Origin of the sequence: Pseudorhizobium endolithicum, from assembly GCF_902153245.2 — a bacterium.
Classification (GTDB): Bacteria; Pseudomonadota; Alphaproteobacteria; order Rhizobiales; family Rhizobiaceae; genus Neorhizobium; species Neorhizobium endolithicum.
Window position 1 is genome coordinate 203,964 of record NZ_CABFWF030000010.1, and the last position, 16,837, is coordinate 220,800.

A 16,837-nucleotide genomic window follows, 5' to 3' on the forward strand; every position below is an offset into this window, starting at 1 on the left:
CCTATCCCGTTGCCGGGATTCGTCCCCAGACCAGATGCCCGGGCCGTCCACTTGAGCCCAAAGTGGAGAGTGCGACTGTTGATTTCAAGCCTCATTCACCGGTCGGCCCATGCGGCAGGAGCGCATCTGGCAACGGAGACAGAGGGTTACACCGGACGCAGGAACCGGTGAGGCCTGAGACGTGGTTCATCGCCCGCGACCGATTCCTAAACCTCAGTCATAACCGTTAAACGAACGCAAGCGAAGCACAATGCGCTGCATCAACAGGCCGGAGACACGAAACGAGCGCCGTAACGACAAAGAGGCCCGCGAGGGGCCTCTTCGACAGACGGTTGACGAAACGTCGTGTCAGGCCGAGACGTTCGCCTTCTCTTCCTGCCGATCGGCATAGATGTAGAGCGGACGCGCATTGCCCTTCACCACGTCGTCGGAGATCACGACCTCGCGGACACCTTCCAGTGCCGGCAGTTCGAACATTGTGTCGAGCAGGATCTTCTCCATGATCGAGCGGAGACCACGGGCGCCGGTCTTGCGGACGATCGCCTTGCGGGCGATCTCGCGCAGCGCATCCTCGTGGAAGGTCAGTTCCACGTCTTCCATCTCGAACAGGCGCTGGTACTGCTTGACGAGCGCGTTCTTCGGCTCAGAAAGGATCTGGATCAGCGCATCCTCGTCGAGATCCTCCAGCGTCGCCAGGACCGGCAGACGCCCGATGAATTCCGGGATAAGGCCGAACTTGACCAGGTCTTCCGGCTCCAGCTCCCGCAGGACCTCGCCGACACGCCGGTCATCCTCGGCCTTCACCGTGGCGCCGAAGCCGATGGAGGTCTTCTCGCCGCGGGCCGAGATGATCTTGTCGAGACCTGCGAACGCGCCGCCGCAGATGAACAGGATGTTGGTCGTGTCGACCTGCAGGAATTCCTGCTGCGGATGCTTGCGGCCGCCCTGCGGGGGAACCGAGGCCACCGTGCCTTCCATGATCTTCAGAAGCGCCTGCTGGACGCCCTCACCCGATACGTCGCGTGTGATCGACGGGTTATCGGACTTGCGCGAGATCTTGTCGACCTCGTCGATATAGACGATGCCGCGCTGGGCGCGCTCGACATTGTAGTCGGCCGCCTGAAGGAGCTTCAGGATGATGTTCTCGACATCCTCACCCACATAGCCCGCCTCCGTGAGCGTCGTGGCATCAGCCATGGTGAACGGCACGTCGATGATGCGGGCGAGCGTCTGCGCGAGGTAGGTCTTGCCACAGCCGGTCGGCCCGACGAGCATGATGTTGGACTTCGCCAGTTCGACGTCACCGCCCTTCGACGCATGCGCCAGCCGCTTGTAGTGGTTGTGAACCGCCACCGAGAGGATGCGCTTGGCCTGCTGCTGACCGATGACGTATTCGTCGAGAACCTTGATGATGTCCTGGGGCGTCGGCACGCCGTCGCGCGACTTCACCATCGAAGACTTGTTCTCTTCGCGGATGATGTCCATGCACAGTTCGACGCATTCATCGCAGATGAACACCGTCGGCCCGGCGATCAGCTTGCGGACCTCGTGCTGGCTCTTGCCGCAGAACGAACAATAAAGAGTATTCTTGGAGTCGCCGCCGTTGCTGCCGCTGACTTTGCTCATATCACTTTCCTTCCAGCACTCCGCTCTCCCGCTGCCGGGCGCGGTCCACTCATTCGCCGGCACGGGAACCACGCGGTGCGACGTGCCGGCTTTGCCTGGGGTACTCTACCGTTCCGGACGCTTCTCCTGATCGGCGGCAACGAAACCCTCACAAACGAATGCTATGCAGCAAAGCTCTACACAGCATTAACAAGTACTAATACCGCTTTCCTTCCGCCATGGAACCCCCGCCTTTGTAACATAGGGGTGACAGCAAAGTACGCGGCATCACCTTAAGTCGCCGAGCCGCCTTCGAGTTCCTCACGCGAGGTGAGGATCTTGTCGATGACGCCCCAGTCCTTGGCCTCGTCCGCATCCATGAAGTGGTCGCGGTCGAGAGTCTTCTCGACTTCCTCGTAGGTGCGCCCGGTGTGCTTCTCATAGACTTCGTTGAGGCGTCTCTTCATCTTCAATATGTCACGAGCATGACGCTCGATATCGGACGCCTGGCCCTGGAAGCCGCCGGACGGCTGGTGCACCATGATGCGAGAGTTCGGTGTCGCGAAGCGCATGCCCTTGGCGCCGGCCGCGAGCAGCAGCGACCCCATGGACGCAGCCTGGCCGATGCACAGCGTCGATACCGCCGGTTTGATGAACTGCATCGTGTCGTAGATCGCCATGCCTGCCGTCACCACGCCACCCGGAGAGTTGATATAGAGGGCGATCTCCTTCTTCGGGTTTTCAGCCTCAAGGAAGAGAAGCTGCGCGCAGACGAGGGACGCCATGTGATCTTCCACCGGGCCCGTCAGGAAGATGATGCGTTCCTTCAACAGCCGCGAGTAGATGTCGTACGACCGCTCGCCGCGATTGGTCTGTTCGACGACCATCGGCACCAGAGCCATGGCAGTATCGACGGGATTTCTCATGTCAGTCCTTTGTCACGCTTTTCCGGAGCCGGAAGCCCAGAATCAGATGGAATAGGTCAACCCTTACATAGAGTGCCAATGCCCGGCACTTCAAGACGGCGAGGTCGATATCCTTAACCGTCCGCGGCCTTGCACGTCTGCCATAGCGCAACGGCGGCGGCGCGGCAGCGCCGACCAAACATCAGCCAGCGCGACGCACCGTTTTGTCTCGACGAATGGTAAACGAGGCGCGAACGCGTGCGGGAACCGTGCACGACACGACAACCCACCCTTAATGAGTCCGCTGTAGACCTGAGTTCGGACAAGACGGGAGCGCACGCATGGACATCGAAACCGGCCTGATCATGTGGGCGGCGCAAGCCCTGACGCTTGGCGCGCTCCTGCTTCTGCGCGGGCTGCAAGACCGCGGCCAGCGCTTCTGCCTCAGTTGGGGTATCGCCTTTGCCATGTTCGGGGCCGGCCTCCTCCTGGCCGGCCTGCGTGGCAAGGTTCCGGCCTTCCTCTCCATCGAGCTTGCCAACACCATGGCTTTGGCCGCAATCGGGCTCTTGGCCGCGGGCGTCCAGCAATTCGATGGACGGCGGGTCGAAACCTATATCGCCGTTCCGGCGCTCCTCTGGATCGGCGGAATGCTGCTGCCATTCGTCCGCGAGGATTTCGCTTCCCGCGTTCTTCTCTATCACCTCGCCGCCTGCCTCGGATATGCGATGTCGGTGGTGCTGCTTTTCTCCCATGACGACCGCACCAGTTGGGCACGACGCATCCTCGCGGGCGTGCTGGTTATCCAAGTCCTCACCAGCCTTGCGGCCGCACTGTTGACGGTCATGGCGGGCGCGATGTCATTCGCGGACGTGCCCTTGCCGTCCTTCATGCTGCTGTCCGGTGCCTTTTGCTTCCTGGCGACAGTACTGAGCGGCGCACAGATGCTGAGCGCCCGGACGGAGCGACGGCTCCAGCAACTTGCCATGACCGATCCGCTCACCGGAGTCCTCAACCGCCGCGGGATGATGGACCAGTATGACGGTATCCGGCAGCAGAATCGGCTCGACAAGCCGATGATCGCGCTGATTCAGTTCGACCTCGACGACTTCAAGCAGATCAACGACCGCTATGGTCACGAAGCCGGCGACGCGGTGCTGAGGGCTTTCTGCCGGCTGTCCGCCATTTCGTTCGACGGTCGGGGGACCTTCGGCCGCATGGGGGGCGAGGAATTCGCCAGCATCCTGCGCGTGGCCGACTTCCTGGAAGCGGCAACCATCGCCGAAGGGCTGCGGATGACGCTCGCCCTGCAGACGATCGCTGCCGCGGGCCATCCCGTCAACGTAACCGTCAGCGCCGGCATTGCCCTGCAATCCGCCGACCAGGCCGATCTCGACCAGCTTCTGACGGGCGCCGACCGCGCCCTCTATGCTGCCAAGGCGGCCGGCCGCAACCGTACCGCCATCGACCAGCCTGCCGGCGCCGCCATTGTTCCGTCGGCCTCCATGCTTTCGCATCACGAAATGACCTTGGAGATCCAGGCCAGCAAGCAGGTAAGCACGCTGCGGCGCATCGCCGAGATCGCCAACGGCTGATCAGCCGATCGTCCGCGCCTCCCTTGCCGCCCTCCTCGCTCGCACCACATCCCCAAGGAGATTCATCAGGGACGCCGCGGGTGACGGCGCTCGTCCAGGCGGGAGATCGACATGCAGCCGCAACGTTTTGCTATTCTCTTTTCCCTCTTCCTCGCCGCGACGCCGGTTGCGTCCCAGCAGGCATCCGACGCCGTTGCACCTGAACGCGCAAGCGGCGCCACGACGGCAGAACGCGCGGAGGCCCGAAGCTTCATGGTCGCTGCGGCCAACCCTTTGGCAACGCAGGCAGGGCGAGACATACTCGCCAGGGGCGGCAACGCCATCGATGCCATGGTTGCCGTGCAGGCGGTGCTGGGCCTCGTGGAACCGCAAAGCTCCGGCCTCGGCGGCGGCGCCTTCCTCGTCTACTACGAGGCATCCTCCGGAAAGATCACGACCTTCGACGGACGCGAGACGGCGCCGATGGAGGCAACGCCGAAACTGTTCCTCGACGACCAGGGACAGCCGCTGAAGTTCATGGACGCCGTGGTCGGCGGGCGCTCGGTGGGAACGCCGGGGACGGTGAAGCTGCTGCACGAGGTTCATTCCCGGCTCGGCAAAACCGGGTGGGCCGGCCTGTTCGACCCTGCCATCGAGCTGGCCTCCGAAGGATTCGAAGTCTCGCCCCGCCTGGCATCGCTCGTTGCGGCGGAAGGGGACAAGTTGAAGACCTACGAGAGCACGACGGGTTACTTTTTCGACGAAAACGGCGCCCCGCTGGAAGCGGGCAGCATACTCAAGAACCAGGACTACGTCGGCACGCTTCGAGCCATCGCATCCGGCGGAGCCGACGCCTTCTACGAGGGCCCGATCGCGGAGGCCATCGTCAAGACAGCACGCGAGGCGACGGGCAACCCCGGGGTCCTCTCGCTCTCCGACCTTGCGAACTACCGCATCGAGGAGCGCGACGCGGTCTGCGTCACCTACCGTGCGCTCGATGTCTGCGGCATGGGATCGCCCTCCTCCGGCGGCGTCGCAGTGGGCCAGATACTGGGGATCCTGGAGAACTTCGATCTCCGCGGCCTCGGACCGCGGAACCCGGAGAGCTGGCGGCTGATCGGCGATGCGCAGCGGCTCGCCTTCGCTGACCGCGAACGCTATCTGGCTGATACCGATTTCGTTCCCGCGCCGATAAAGGGGCTGCTTTCGAAGGAATACCTGGCACAGCGGGCGGCACTGCTCGATACGGACAGAGCGCTTGCGCCTGACGCCGTGGAGGCCGGGGAGCCCGAATGGGATCACGCCATGCTGTTTGGCGACGGCGAGGCCATCGAGCTTCCGTCGACCAGTCATTTCTCCATCGTCGACGCCGACGGCAATGTCGTCTCCATGACCACGACGATCGAGAACGGCTTCGGCTCCCGGCTGATGACCAACGGCTTCCTGCTCAACAACGAACTGACGGACTTCTCCTTCAAGACCCACGATGCCGGCCTCCCGGTCGCCAACCGCGTGGAGCCCGGAAAGCGGCCGCGCTCATCCATGTCGCCGACGATCGTGATGAAGGACGGGAAGCCGCTTCTCGCGATCGGCTCTCCTGGCGGGAGCCAGATCATCGGTTACGTCGCTCAGGCGCTGATCGCCTATATCGATTGGCAGATGCCGGTGGAGGAGATCGTCGCCATGCCGCATCTCGTCAACCGTTTCGGCACCTACGACCTGGAGGCCGGCACCTGGGCGGAGGATCTGGCCGAGCCGCTGCAGGCGCTTGGTTATGAGGTCAAGCTGGGCGACATGACCTCGGGCCTCCACGTGATCGAGCTGACGCCGGATGGTCTTGCCGGCAGTGCCGATCCGAGGCGCGAGGGCGTGGCGCTCGGGGAATAGCTCGAGGGCCCTTCCGGAGGCGGCAGGATTGCGGTAGGCCTCGTGTCATGACCGCCTTGCCTCCCTTCCTCCGCATCGATCCCACTAGCCGCAGCGTCTCGCTCGATGGCCGCGACCCGGCCTTCTACGGCGACCCGAACCGTGTCTATGCCGCGCTTCACGAGCACTGCCCCACCTTCTATTGGGAAGAGCAGAAGCAATGGTTCTTCACCGGCTATGACCATGTCAACGCGCTGCTCCGCGATCGCCGGTTCGGTCGCCAGATCCTCCACATCGCCAGCCGCGAGGAACTGGGACTGCCGGAACCGCAGCCGCATCTTGCAAACTTCGACCTCGCCGAGCGCTATTCGCTTCTGGAGATCGAGCCCCCGGAGCACACGCGGCTCAGGACGCTGGTCAACCGGGCCTTCGTGTCCCGCCACATCGAGCGGCTGCGGCCGGAGATCGCCGAACTGGCGGAGACACTGATCGACGGCTTCGAGAAGGAGGGAAGGACGGAACTCCTTTCCTCCTTCGCCGACATCATCCCCGTGACGATGATCGCGCGGATGATCGGCATCCCCGACGAGATCGGTCCGCAGCTCCTCAAATGGAGCCACGACTATGTCGGCATGTACATGTTCAAGCGAACCCGCGAGGACGAACTCGCCGCCGACCGGTCGGCACGGGAATTCGCCGACTACGTGAAGACGCTGATCGCCGAGCGCCGGAAGGCGCCGCAGGAGGATCTGCTCAGCCACATGATCCATACCGAGCACAAGGGTCAGTATCTGAGCGACGAGGAACTGGTGTCGACCACGATCGTGCTCCTCAATGCCGGCCACGAGGCGACCGTGCACCAGATCGGCAATTCCGTGCGGGTGATCCTGGAGAGCGGACTTCGGCCAGCGGACATGTTCCGAGACGAGACGGCGACGGAGCGGACGGTGGAGGAGACGCTGCGCATCTGCGCTCCTGTCCACATCTTCCAGCGCTGGGCTCTCGAAGACGTGGAGGTGGATGGCGTCTCCTTCACGCGCGGCGACAAGGTGAGCCTCATCCTCGCCGCCGCCAATCTCGACCCGAAGAAGTTCTCGGACCCGCTGGTGTTCAGGCCTGACCGGCAGGAAGCAGCGAACCTCTCCTTCGGCGCGGGCATCCATTTCTGCATCGGTGCGCCGCTCGCCCGCCTCGAACTCAACACGGTACTTCCCATCCTCTTCCGCCGGCTTCCCTGCCTCAGGATGGTGGCGATGCCGAGGGTCAAGGACGTCTATCACTTTCACGGGCTGGAGCGGCTGGATCTGGCATGGTGATCAGAGCCTGATCACGTAGTCCTTGCGAGTCGTTTCAACGACTTCCCAGCTTCCCTTGAAGCCGGGCCTGAGAACAAGGCGATCGCCCGCCCGGAGGTGGAAGGCTTCGCCTCCCTCCTCCGTAACGATCGAATATCCCTCGAGGATGTGGAAGTACTCCCACTCCTCGTAAACGATCCGCCACTTATCCGGCGTCGATTCCCATACGCCGGCATAGAGGCCGCCCGCCGCCTCTTCGAAGTTCCAGGTGCGGAACCTCGGATCTCCCGAGATCAGCCGGTCAGGCGCCGGAGCGCCTCCTCCGGCTCGATCGCGGAAAGGTCGAAGGTGAGCGCGCCCGACATGGCGTTCAGATCTTCGCCAGGGACTGCTCAAGGTCGGCGATGATGTCGGCCGCATCCTCGATGCCGATCGACAGGCGCACGACGTCCGGGCCGGCACCGGCGGCCACCTGCTGTTCCTCCGAAAGCTGGCGGTGCGTGGTGGAGGCCGGGTGGATGACCAGCGAGCGTGTGTCGCCGATATTGGCGAGATGCGAGAACATCTGCAGTCCCTCGACGAAGGCCTTGCCCGCCTCGTAGCCGCCCTTGAGGCCGAAGGTGAAGACGGCACCCGCCCCCTTCGGCGAGTAGCGCTTCTGCAGGGCATTGTTCGGATCGTCATCAAGTCCGGCATAGTTGACCCAGGCCACCTTGTCCTGCCCCTTCAGCCACTTGGCGACCGCCAGCGCATTGTCGCAATGGCGCTGCATGCGCAGGGGAAGCGTTTCGATGCCGGTCAGGATCATGAAGGCGTTGAAGGGCGAGATCGACGGACCGAGATCGCGAAGCCCGATCACGCGGCAGGCGATGGCAAAGGCGATGTTGCCGAATGTCTGCTGCAGCACGACGCCGGCATATTCAGGTCGCGGCTCCGACAGCATCGGATATTTTCCGAATGCGGACCAGTCGAAGGTGCCGCCGTCGACGACGATGCCGCCCATGGAATTGCCGTGCCCGCCGAGGAACTTGGTCAGCGAGTGGACAACGATGTCCGCGCCGTGCTCCAGCGGCCGCACCAGGTATGGGCTCGCCATGGTGTTGTCCACGACCAGAGGCAGGCCATGGCGATGCGCGACGTCGGCGATCGCGGCGATATCGACGAAAGTACCACCCGGATTGGCGAGGCTTTCGATGAAGATGCCCTTGGTGCGGTCGTCGATCTGGCTCTCGAAGCTCCCTGGATCCGCGGGATCGGCCCAGCGCACCTGCCAGCCGAAGTTCTTGAAGGCGTGGCCGAACTGGTTGATGGAGCCGCCGTAGAGCTTGCGGGCGGCGACGAAGTTGTCGCCCGGCTGCATGATCGTGTGGAAGACCAGCATCTGCGCCGAATGCCCGGAGGCGACCGCCAGTGCAGCCGTGCCACCCTCCAGAGCCGCGACGCGCTCCTCCAGCACCGCCTGGGTCGGGTTCATGATACGGGTGTAGATATTGCCGAACTGCTGCAGGCCGAAGAGTGCGGCTGCATGATCGGCATCGTTGAAGACGAAGGACGTGGTCTGATAGATCGGCGTCGCCCGCGCCCCGGTGGTTGGATCGGGCTGCGCGCCCGCATGTACTGCCAGCGTCGCGAATCCCGGATTGTCTGTTGCCATGTCGTCCTCCTCCTCATGCGAAACTCTACCGTGCCACAACAAAGCCGGTTGGTTGATCCCGATCAAGGAAATTCCGTCCACCCGCGCTAGGCTTCGAGAAAGAAAAGAGGAGTCTACCATGGTAACGACAGCACAGTCGCCCGATACGCTTGCATCGCGGTTCCTGCACTGGTGCGCGCAAGCCTGGGAAGCCACCACCGAGGCCGATGTCATCGGCAGCCTGGACGACGAGACCCTGCGGGAAATCGCCCGCGACTGTTGCATCACCCCGGACCAGATCCTCCAACTGGTCAAGGCCGGGCCTCACGCAGCCGATGAGATGGTCGCCCTCATGAAGGCGCTGAACATAGACGCCAACGAAGTCTCCCTCGCCCATCCGGGGCAGTTCCGCGACATGCAGATCACCTGTTCGAACTGCACGTCGAAGGAACGCTGCCGCCGGGATCTCGCCCGGCACGCGGCCGACCAGGAATATATCCACTATTGCGGCAATGCCGAGCACCTGAGCGGCATGCGGGCTGACCCGGAACTGCTGGTTGCCTGAGGAGACTCAGGCCACCAGCCTGGGATATTCGATCGCCGGGCAGCGGTTCATCACCACCTGGATGCCGGCAGCTTCCGCCCTGGCGGCGGCCTTGTCGTCGCGCACGGAAAGCTGGCCCCAGATCACCTTCGGCTTCTGCGGCAGCGCCAGAGCCTCGTCCACGATGCCGTCAAGATATTCGGCGGCCCGGAAGACGTCGATCATATCGACCGGTTGCGGGATATCGGCAAGCCTCGCATAGACCTTCTGGCCGAGAATCTCCTTGCCTGCCTGCCCCGGATTGACGGGAACCACCTCATAGCCCTTGGAAAGCAGGAAGCGCATGACGCCGTTGCTCGGCCTGTCCGGATTGGGGGAGGCCCCGAGCAGCGCGATCGTCTTCGTCGATCTCAGGATATCGGCGATATAGTCGTTGTCGTAGCGGTCGTGGTTCATGGCATCCTCCAACGGTGAGCAACATATCCTCAATCTAGGGAGTGTCTGGGCCAATGCATCCCCTCTCCGCCGTTTTCAACAGCGGCTGTCCCTGGATGGGATGCCCCCTTCTCCGATCCCTGCTAGAGCTGTGGCGGCACGTCCAGTCTGGAGGAGAATGCATGCAGCCGATCATGACGGTGGAGGAGATCCACGAGTTTCTGGACCGGGAGTTTCCCCAGATCCACATGGACGGCCGCGTGTTGGAGATCACCGATGTGCGGCCGGCCGGGCTGACGATGCGCTTCGATCCGGCCGAACGGCATCTGCGGCCCGGAGCGACCATTTCCGGGCCGGCGATGTTCATGCTGACGGATGTCGCGGCCTATGCGGCGATCCTTGCCCATGTCGGGCCTGTCGCGCTTGCCGTCACCACCAGCCTCAACATCAATTTCCTTCGCAAGCCCAATCTTGCGCCGCTGTTTTGCGACTGCCGCATTCTCAAGCTGGGAAAGCGGCTGGCGGTCATCGATACGGTACTGATCCAGGAAAAGGCGGACGAACCTGTCTGTCAGGCTACAGCCACGTATTCAATCCCTCCCAGATAATTGTGGTATCATACAACCACATAACTAAGCTACTGTTTTTCTTGTCCTGTTTTTCCAAGGCTCGGACGGGGCTTTCTTGACGAAAAATCGGGGCGCCGGTATAAGCGCCGCAGATTGCTGGCCTTCGCGGGTCGGCATTCTTTTTTGGCGATCCGTCGCCAAAGCCAAGCAACAAGAAACGCCCTGAGCTTTCGAGCCTGGGGATCCAGCGGAAAGATAACCAATGTCTACTTTCGTTCAGAAGCCCGCCGAGGTGGAGAAGAAGTGGGTGATCATCGATGCCGAAGGGCTCGTTGTCGGTCGCCTCGCCACCATCGTTGCCAACCGCCTGCGCGGCAAGCACAAGGCTACCTACACCCCCCATGTTGACGACGGCGACAACGTCATCGTCATCAATGCCGAGAAGGTCGTCTTCACGGGCAAGAAGTACACCGACAAGAAGTACTACTGGCACACCGGCTATCCCGGCGGCATCAAGGAGCGCACCGCGCGCGCCATCATCGAAGGCCGCTTCCCGGAGCGCGTCGTTGAGAAGGCTGTCGAGCGCATGATCCCGCGCGGCCCGCTCGGCCGTCGCCAGATGAAGAATCTGCGCGTCTACGCCGGTTCCAACCACCCCCACGAAGCCCAGCAGCCGGTCGCTCTCGACGTGGCATCGCTGAACAAGAAAAACGTAAGGAGCGCCTGATAATGGCCGATCTCTCCTCTCTGAAGGATCTCGCTCCGGCGGCCGAAACCCAGGCTCCGGTCCATGTCCGCAAGGTCGACAACCTCGGCCGCTCCTATGCCACCGGCAAGCGCAAGAACGCCGTCGCCCGCGTATGGGTGAAGGCCGGCTCGGGCAAGATCATCATCAACGGCAAGGACTTTTCGGCCTATTTCGCCCGTCCGGTCCTGCAGATGATCCTGCAGCAGCCGATCGTCGCGGCCAACCGCAACGGCCAGTTCGACATCGTCGCCACGGTTGCCGGCGGCGGCCTGTCCGGCCAGGCCGGTGCCGTTCGCCACGGCATTTCCAAGGCGCTGACCTACTTCGAGCCGGGCCTGCGCTCGGTCCTCAAGAAGGGCGGCTTCCTGACCCGCGACTCGCGCGTCGTCGAGCGTAAGAAGTACGGCAAGGCCAAGGCCCGCCGTTCGTTCCAGTTCTCCAAGCGCTAAACGCTGCCGGATCTTGGAATTCAGACAAGGCGGGGCTTCGGCTCCGCCTTTTCTTTTCGTCTTCTGTCGTTCAAGACTCCGCTCCAACTCGTCCAACAGGTTTCGCGCGTCATGCCGGAAAAGACCATCGACCACGCCTTCACCGCCACGGGCCTCACCTCCGCGGCAACCGATCCGACCTATGCAGGCGCCCTCTCCTTCATGCGCCGGCGGTTCAGCAAGGATATCAGCGGCGCGGATGCCGTGGTCTGGGGCATACCCTTCGATGCGGCCACCTCCAACCGTCCGGGCGCCCGCTTCGGGCCGCAGGCGATCCGGCGAGCCTCAGCCATCTTCGACAACGACCCGCAATATCCCTTCGGCCGCGATCTGTTCGCGCAGATGGCGGTCGTGGACTACGGCGACTGCCTGCTCGACTACGGCAACCATCAGGAGACGCCCGCGACGATCGAGCGGGAGGCCGCAGGCCTCATCGCCGACGGCGCCTTCCTGCTCACGCTCGGCGGCGACCATTTCATCACCTGGCCGCTGCTGAAGGCGCATGTGGCCAAGCACGGCCCCCTGGCGCTCGTCCAGTTCGATGCGCACCAGGATACGTGGTTCGACGACAGCCGCCGCATCGACCACGGTTCCTTCGTCGCGCGGGCGGTGCGTGACGGCATCATCGATCCGGCTCGCTCGATCCAGGTCGGAATCCGCACCCATGCGCCCGAGGATTTCGGCATCCGGCTCGTCTATGGCCACCAACTGGAGGAGATGACGGCGACGGAGGTTTCGCAGCTTATCCTCGACCACGTTGGCGACCGCCCTTCCTACCTCACCGTCGACATCGACTGCCTCGATCCGGCCTTTGCGCCGGGCACCGGAACGCCCGTCGCCGGCGGGCCATCGACCGCGAAGATCCTTTCAGTCCTGCGCAAACTCCAGGGACTGGACATACGCGGCGCCGACGTGGTGGAGGTGGCGCCGGCTTACGATCATGCCGACGTCACCGCCATTGCTGGTGCAACGGTCGCCATGTATATGCTCGGGCTGAGGGCCGGGCGGCTGGCCGAAGGCCGTTGAAACACCAAGCCGAAGCGCGCAGAATGAACGGCCGCGCTGGAAGCGGAACAGACAGGACAGGCAGATGGCAAAGATCTTCATCGACGGCGAACACGGCACCACGGGCCTGCAGATCCGCACGCGCCTCGCTGCCCGCCGCGATGTCGAACTCCTGTCCATTCCGGAGGCGGAGCGCCGTAACGCTGCAATGCGGGAGGACATGCTCAACAGCGCCGATATCGCTATCCTCTGCCTGCCGGACGACGCTTCGCGAGAGGCGGTCGGCATGCTCTCCGGCAACAATCATGTGCGCGTGATCGACACCTCCACGGCCTATCGCGTCAACCCGGCCTGGGCCTATGGTTTCGCAGAAATGGACAAGGCGCAGGCGGCGAAGATCCGGGATGCCCGCTTCGTTGCCAATCCTGGCTGCTACCCCACCGGCGCGATCGGCCTGATCCGGCCCTTGAGAGCTGCCGGTATCCTACCGGACGGCTACCCGGTCACCATCAATGCCGTGTCCGGCTATACCGGCGGCGGCAAGCAGATGATCGCCCAGATGGAGGATGCAGGCCGGGAGGATGCCATCACGGCCAGCCAGTTCCTCTACGGCCTGAACCTGAAGCACAAGCATGTGCCGGAAATGACGGTGCATGGCCTGCTCGACCGGGCTCCGGTCTTCTCTCCCTCGGTCGGCCGTTTCCCGCAGGGAATGATCGTCCAGGTTCCCCTCTTCCTCCATGACCTCAAGAACGGCTTCACGCGCGAAAGCATTCATAAGGCGCTGGTCGCCCACTATGCCGGCCAGGAGATCGTGGAGGTGGTAGGGCTGGAGGAGACGAAGTCCCTCACCCGCATCGACGCCGAGGAACTGGCAGGGAAGGACACGATGAAGCTCTTCGTCTTCGGGAGCACCGGTGGCGAGCACGTCAACCTGGTCGCGGTTCTCGATAACCTCGGCAAGGGCGCGTCCGGAGCCGCCGTCCAGAACATGGACATCATGCTCTCGGCGTGACGGCGGCGGGCCGCCGATATGATTGACGGCGGCGTCCCTGCCCCGCCGCCACCCACGTCCAAGATCCCTATGGGAGCACTCAGGTCGCCTGCAAGATCTGAATGCCGTGATTTGCGGTCAACGCAATGATGCGCTAGACCGCCTCCGGCGTCGGCGGGCCGGCGGGCGGCTCGTGACTGGCAGCGGCCTCGAAGAATTCCATCATCCGGTCATCCACAACGGACATCATCAGCACCGGCTCGGAAGACGCGTTGCGATAGGCATGCGGCGCATGGGCCGGAATGGCGGTCAAGCACGACAAAAAGCGGGCGGAAATTCATCCGCCCGCCTGGAAGACCCGCAAAAATCCTGATGGCTTAGTTTCGCTCGACGACCGCCACCTCGCGGGGATACTCCCCGAGGAACCCGCGCCAATGGGCGATCGCGAAGCCGAGGACGATCAGGGCCATGCCCTGGTGGGCGAGCGCCGTGTGGAGATGAACCTGCATCAGGAGCGTCGCCACCCCGATCATCGCCTGGACGACGATCAGGCCGAGCAGCACCACCGAGCGGCGCGAATGGGTCGTGCCGGACGCGTCGCGCAGCATCGTCACCATGTGCCAGAGCGCCACCAGGAGCAGCGTGTAGGCTCCGATGCGGTGCACGAACTGCACCGTCTTGGGGTTTTCGAACAGGTTGATCCACCAGGGCTCCTGAAGGAAAAGGCCGCCGGGAACGAAGGCGCCGTCCATCAGCGGCCAGGTATTGTAGCTCAAGCCTGCATCAAGGCCGGCGACGAGCGCACCGAGATAGATCTGGACCACGCAGAGGACGGCCACGACTATGGCCCCGGCCTTTCCGCGTCCGGCTGGCGCGCGGTCGTCACTATGGGGCGAGAGCCCCCGCATGATCCAGACGCAGGCCGCGAAGATCAGGCAGGCGATGGTGAGATGGACGGCCAGCCGGTACTGCGAAACGCTGGTCAGCTTGCTCAGGCCCGAGGACACCATCCACCAGCCGATGAAGCCCTGGAAGCCGCCGAGCGCCAGAAGTCCGACGAGCGGCCGGCGGATGCGGCGCTCGATCCGGCCGGTCAGCCAGAAGAACAGGAGCGGCAGAGCGAAGACGATGCCGATCGCACGCGCCAGGAAGCGGTGCGCCCACTCCCACCAGAAGATGCCCTTGAACTCCTCCAGCGTCATGCCCTTGTTGATTTCCTGGTATTGCGGGATGCGCTTGTAGAGATCGAATTCCTCCTGCCAGTCATCGAGGGAGAGCGGCGGGATCGCTCCATGGATCGGTTTCCATTCGGTGATCGACAAACCCGAGCCGGTCAGACGCGTCGCACCGCCGACGATGACGAGACAGAACAGCGTGAAGATTACGAACCCGAGCCAGATCCGCACCAGCTTGCGATCGCGCTCGCGTTTCTGCGTTCGTCCGAAGATTTCCACTGCTGTTACGCCGGCCGTCGACATCATCACTCCTGGGAAAACGGGTGGGGCAGTCAAAATGCCCCATTTTCAGGCGTTGATTTGCCCCATGCACCCATGCAAAACAAGCCCTCGCGCTTTGCGGCATGCCGTCGCGGCAGTTTCGGGCGCAGCTATCGGGAGATAAGGAATGCCGCCACGGCTGCGGAGCTTCATCGGGACGATCCTGATCATCATCCTGGTGATCATCTATGCGCTCGTCGCCACCACGATCGCAACGCTGACGCTCGCTACCTATCCGTGGTGGGTGCACCTGCTCTACTTCCTGTTCTCGGGCCTTTTGTGGATCCTGCCGGCAATGCTCATCATCAAATGGATGGCCGGACCGGTTCGCCGCGACCGATAGACAGCATTTCCTGCCGGTTAACCACACCCGCCAAAGTTCCCTGTGGCGGACGCCGCCGTAAACTTCGCTTCAGACGGTATCCTTCTATCATTCGCCGTCCACAACAGGCGGGTAACGAAATGCCGGGTCGGAACGTCCGGGCTAAGCTTGATCTGGAAAGCCCAGCACATCGTGCATTGCCGCCTCCCGAGCCCGGAGCGGTGACGTTCGACGTCGTCACCATGCCGGCACTGGTGGAAGCGGATTGGCGCTCGCTCGCCGCCCTGCCGAGGAACTCTCTCCACCAGAGCTTCGACTGGGCCTGTGCCTGGTGGCGGGCGCGGCGCCTGGCGCCGCTGATCCTGCGGGGGCGCCAGGCCGGCCGCACCGTCATGCTGCTGCCGCTCGAGATCATCCACCGGCGCGGATTGCGAGTAGCAGGGCTTCCCGGAGAACGCTTCAACAACCTGAACACCGGCCTGTTCAGCGACGATTTCCCCGAACCGGATGAGGAGCAGTTAAACGACCTGCTGGCCGGCTTGCGCCGAGTGTTGGCAGGGTACGCGGATATCCTTCTCCTCGACACATTGCCTGCTTCGCTTGCCGGATCGCCGCATCCGCTGCGGAGACTGATGGCGATCGAGCATCCGGACCGCTCGCTTCAGCTGCCGCTGCTCTCCACGATGGACGAAACCGTCAACCAGCTGAACGCCAAGACCCGGCGCAAACGCTTCAGGCAGCAGTGCCGCAGGCTGGAGGCGCTGGGGGGCTTCGACCACTACTGCCCCGAAAACCGTCGGGGGCAGCACGAATTGCTCGACCTGTTCTTCCGCCAGAAGTCGGAGCGATTGGCGGCCTTGGGACTGCCGGATGTCTTCCGTCCCGCCGATGTGCGACGCTTTTTCCACGATCTCGCCGACCGCTCGGAGGCGGGACCGGATTTCCCCTTGCGCCTGCATGCGCTGCGGCTGCGTGGTCGATATGAGGGGAGGATCGTCGCCGTCGGCGGCCTTTCCCGGAAGGGCGGCCATGTCCTCTGCCAGTTCGGTTCGATCGACGACAGGCTCTGCCCGGACGCCAGTCCCGGCGAACTCCTCTTCTGGTTGATGATCGAACAGTCCTGCCGGGAGGGGGCGACCGTCTTCGACTTCGGCCTCGGCGACCAGCCCTACAAACGCAGTTGGTGCACGCAGGAGACGACGACCTACGACATTCTTCTGCCGCTCTCCCGAAAGGGGGCCCTCGCCCAACCGGTGCTCGCCTCCGCGATGCGCCTAAAGAAGGCAATCAAGAACAACGCGATGCTCTATTCTCTGGTGCAAAGATTGCGGGCTGCCGCGCCTCTCTAGGTCGGATCG

Annotated in this window: 17 protein-coding genes and 1 pseudogene; 11 read left to right on the top strand and 7 right to left on the bottom strand. The window is 63.4% G+C overall.

Going from position 1 to position 16,837, the window contains the following annotated elements; genetic code table 11:
* Positions 1-348: 348 nt before the first annotated feature.
* Together clpX and clpP are read right to left on the bottom strand one after the other, a co-directional pair.
* On the bottom strand, positions 349-1,626 hold the full coding sequence (clpX, locus tag RTCK_RS06775) for an ATP-dependent Clp protease ATP-binding subunit ClpX (protein WP_142521052.1): 1,278 nt from the start codon (positions 1,624-1,626) through the stop codon (positions 349-351).
* A 272-nt stretch (positions 1,627-1,898) separates the two neighbouring features.
* Positions 1,899-2,531: an ATP-dependent Clp endopeptidase proteolytic subunit ClpP gene (gene clpP, locus RTCK_RS06780; RefSeq protein ID WP_142521053.1), complete on the bottom strand. Its 633-nt coding sequence runs from the start codon at positions 2,529-2,531 to the stop codon at positions 1,899-1,901.
* A 320-nt stretch (positions 2,532-2,851) separates the two neighbouring features.
* Between clpP and RTCK_RS06785 the strand changes: the two genes are divergently transcribed.
* The 3 genes from RTCK_RS06785 (at position 2,852) to RTCK_RS06795 (ending at position 7,266) form a co-directional block, all read left to right on the top strand.
* A complete protein-coding gene (locus tag RTCK_RS06785; protein ID WP_142592245.1) occupies positions 2,852-4,105 on the top strand; it encodes a GGDEF domain-containing protein in 1,254 nt (417 codons plus the stop codon).
* 111 nt (positions 4,106-4,216) lie between these two features.
* Complete coding sequence (gene ggt, locus RTCK_RS06790; RefSeq protein ID WP_142592246.1) at positions 4,217-5,971, top strand: gamma-glutamyltransferase; 1,755 nt, start codon at positions 4,217-4,219, stop codon at positions 5,969-5,971.
* A gap of 47 nt (positions 5,972-6,018) precedes the next feature.
* Positions 6,019-7,266 carry a cytochrome P450 gene (locus tag RTCK_RS06795; RefSeq protein WP_142592247.1) on the top strand — a complete coding sequence of 416 codons (1,248 nt, stop codon included), beginning with the start codon at positions 6,019-6,021 and terminating at the stop codon, positions 7,264-7,266.
* Here the strand turns inward: RTCK_RS06795 and RTCK_RS06800 are convergent.
* Both RTCK_RS06800 and RTCK_RS06805 read right to left on the bottom strand, forming a co-directional pair.
* A pseudogene (locus RTCK_RS06800) lies at positions 7,267-7,610 on the bottom strand (cupin domain-containing protein).
* A 5-nt stretch (positions 7,611-7,615) separates the two neighbouring features.
* Positions 7,616-8,899 carry an O-acetylhomoserine aminocarboxypropyltransferase gene (locus tag RTCK_RS06805; RefSeq protein WP_142592248.1) on the bottom strand — a complete coding sequence of 428 codons (1,284 nt, stop codon included), beginning with the start codon at positions 8,897-8,899 and terminating at the stop codon, positions 7,616-7,618.
* Between the two features lie 118 nt (positions 8,900-9,017).
* Between RTCK_RS06805 and RTCK_RS06810 the strand changes: the two genes are divergently transcribed.
* Positions 9,018-9,443, top strand: a complete 426-nt coding sequence (locus tag RTCK_RS06810; protein ID WP_142592249.1) for a DUF6455 family protein — start codon at positions 9,018-9,020, stop codon at positions 9,441-9,443.
* A 6-nt stretch (positions 9,444-9,449) separates the two neighbouring features.
* On the opposite strand, the gene RTCK_RS06815 is transcribed toward RTCK_RS06810, so the two are convergent.
* Positions 9,450-9,878, bottom strand: coding sequence for a CoA-binding protein (locus RTCK_RS06815; protein ID WP_142592250.1), 429 nt, complete (start codon positions 9,876-9,878; stop codon positions 9,450-9,452).
* Between the two features lie 161 nt (positions 9,879-10,039).
* Here RTCK_RS06815 and RTCK_RS06820 point away from each other — a divergent pair, with 161 nt between their 5' ends.
* The 5 genes from RTCK_RS06820 to argC all read left to right on the top strand — a co-directional run bounded on the left by RTCK_RS06820 (position 10,040) and on the right by argC (position 13,682).
* A complete protein-coding gene (locus RTCK_RS06820) occupies positions 10,040-10,465 on the top strand; it encodes a PaaI family thioesterase (protein ID WP_142592251.1) in 426 nt (141 codons plus the stop codon).
* 223 nt (positions 10,466-10,688) lie between these two features.
* The gene (rplM, locus tag RTCK_RS06825) at positions 10,689-11,153 is read left to right on the top strand and encodes a 50S ribosomal protein L13 (RefSeq protein WP_142521062.1); all 465 of its coding nucleotides are present in this window, start codon (positions 10,689-10,691) and stop codon (positions 11,151-11,153) included.
* Between the two features lie 2 nt (positions 11,154-11,155).
* The gene (gene rpsI / locus RTCK_RS06830; protein WP_142521063.1) at positions 11,156-11,623 is read left to right on the top strand and encodes a 30S ribosomal protein S9; all 468 of its coding nucleotides are present in this window, start codon (positions 11,156-11,158) and stop codon (positions 11,621-11,623) included.
* A 111-nt stretch (positions 11,624-11,734) separates the two neighbouring features.
* Positions 11,735-12,688 (top strand): agmatinase, encoded by a 954-nt coding sequence (gene speB / locus RTCK_RS06835; RefSeq protein WP_142592252.1) that lies wholly within the window; start codon positions 11,735-11,737, stop codon positions 12,686-12,688.
* Between the two features lie 64 nt (positions 12,689-12,752).
* Positions 12,753-13,682: an N-acetyl-gamma-glutamyl-phosphate reductase gene (gene argC / locus RTCK_RS06840; RefSeq protein WP_142592253.1), complete on the top strand. Its 930-nt coding sequence runs from the start codon at positions 12,753-12,755 to the stop codon at positions 13,680-13,682.
* Positions 13,683-13,815: 133 nt separating this feature from the next.
* Here argC and RTCK_RS06845 read toward each other — a convergent pair whose 3' ends face one another.
* Positions 13,816-13,974: a cupin domain-containing protein gene (locus tag RTCK_RS06845; protein WP_142592254.1), complete on the bottom strand. Its 159-nt coding sequence runs from the start codon at positions 13,972-13,974 to the stop codon at positions 13,816-13,818.
* Positions 13,975-14,038: 64 nt separating this feature from the next.
* A complete protein-coding gene (locus tag RTCK_RS06850) occupies positions 14,039-15,142 on the bottom strand; it encodes a COX15/CtaA family protein (protein WP_185927938.1) in 1,104 nt (367 codons plus the stop codon).
* A gap of 142 nt (positions 15,143-15,284) precedes the next feature.
* Between RTCK_RS06850 and RTCK_RS06855 the strand changes: the two genes are divergently transcribed.
* Both RTCK_RS06855 and RTCK_RS06860 read left to right on the top strand, forming a co-directional pair.
* Positions 15,285-15,500: a DUF2842 domain-containing protein gene (locus tag RTCK_RS06855; protein ID WP_142592256.1), complete on the top strand. Its 216-nt coding sequence runs from the start codon at positions 15,285-15,287 to the stop codon at positions 15,498-15,500.
* 200 nt (positions 15,501-15,700) lie between these two features.
* On the top strand, positions 15,701-16,828 hold the full coding sequence (locus RTCK_RS06860; protein ID WP_235988604.1) for a GNAT family N-acetyltransferase: 1,128 nt from the start codon (positions 15,701-15,703) through the stop codon (positions 16,826-16,828).
* Positions 16,829-16,837: the final 9 nt, after the last annotated feature.

Excerpts from the sequence above, each read along its gene's own strand:
- RTCK_RS06805 (WP_142592248.1), bottom strand. The coding sequence starts at position 8,899 with ATGGCAACAGACAATCCGGGATTCGCGACGCTGGCAGTACATGCGGGC.
- ggt (WP_142592246.1), top strand. The coding sequence starts at position 4,217 with ATGCAGCCGCAACGTTTTGCTATTCTCTTTTCCCTCTTCCTCGCCGCG.
- RTCK_RS06855 (WP_142592256.1), top strand. The coding sequence starts at position 15,285 with ATGCCGCCACGGCTGCGGAGCTTCATCGGGACGATCCTGATCATCATC.
- clpX (WP_142521052.1), bottom strand. The coding sequence starts at position 1,626 with ATGAGCAAAGTCAGCGGCAGCAACGGCGGCGACTCCAAGAATACTCTT.
- RTCK_RS06810 (WP_142592249.1), top strand. The coding sequence starts at position 9,018 with ATGGTAACGACAGCACAGTCGCCCGATACGCTTGCATCGCGGTTCCTG.
- argC (WP_142592253.1), top strand. The coding sequence starts at position 12,753 with ATGGCAAAGATCTTCATCGACGGCGAACACGGCACCACGGGCCTGCAG.
- clpP (WP_142521053.1), bottom strand. The coding sequence starts at position 2,531 with ATGAGAAATCCCGTCGATACTGCCATGGCTCTGGTGCCGATGGTCGTC.
- RTCK_RS06850 (WP_185927938.1), bottom strand. The coding sequence starts at position 15,142 with ATGATGTCGACGGCCGGCGTAACAGCAGTGGAAATCTTCGGACGAACG.
- rpsI (WP_142521063.1), top strand. The coding sequence starts at position 11,156 with ATGGCCGATCTCTCCTCTCTGAAGGATCTCGCTCCGGCGGCCGAAACC.
- speB (WP_142592252.1), top strand. The coding sequence starts at position 11,735 with ATGCCGGAAAAGACCATCGACCACGCCTTCACCGCCACGGGCCTCACC.
- RTCK_RS06820 (WP_142592251.1), top strand. The coding sequence starts at position 10,040 with ATGCAGCCGATCATGACGGTGGAGGAGATCCACGAGTTTCTGGACCGG.
- rplM (WP_142521062.1), top strand. The coding sequence starts at position 10,689 with ATGTCTACTTTCGTTCAGAAGCCCGCCGAGGTGGAGAAGAAGTGGGTG.
- RTCK_RS06795 (WP_142592247.1), top strand. The coding sequence starts at position 6,019 with ATGACCGCCTTGCCTCCCTTCCTCCGCATCGATCCCACTAGCCGCAGC.
- RTCK_RS06785 (WP_142592245.1), top strand. The coding sequence starts at position 2,852 with ATGGACATCGAAACCGGCCTGATCATGTGGGCGGCGCAAGCCCTGACG.
- RTCK_RS06815 (WP_142592250.1), bottom strand. The coding sequence starts at position 9,878 with ATGAACCACGACCGCTACGACAACGACTATATCGCCGATATCCTGAGA.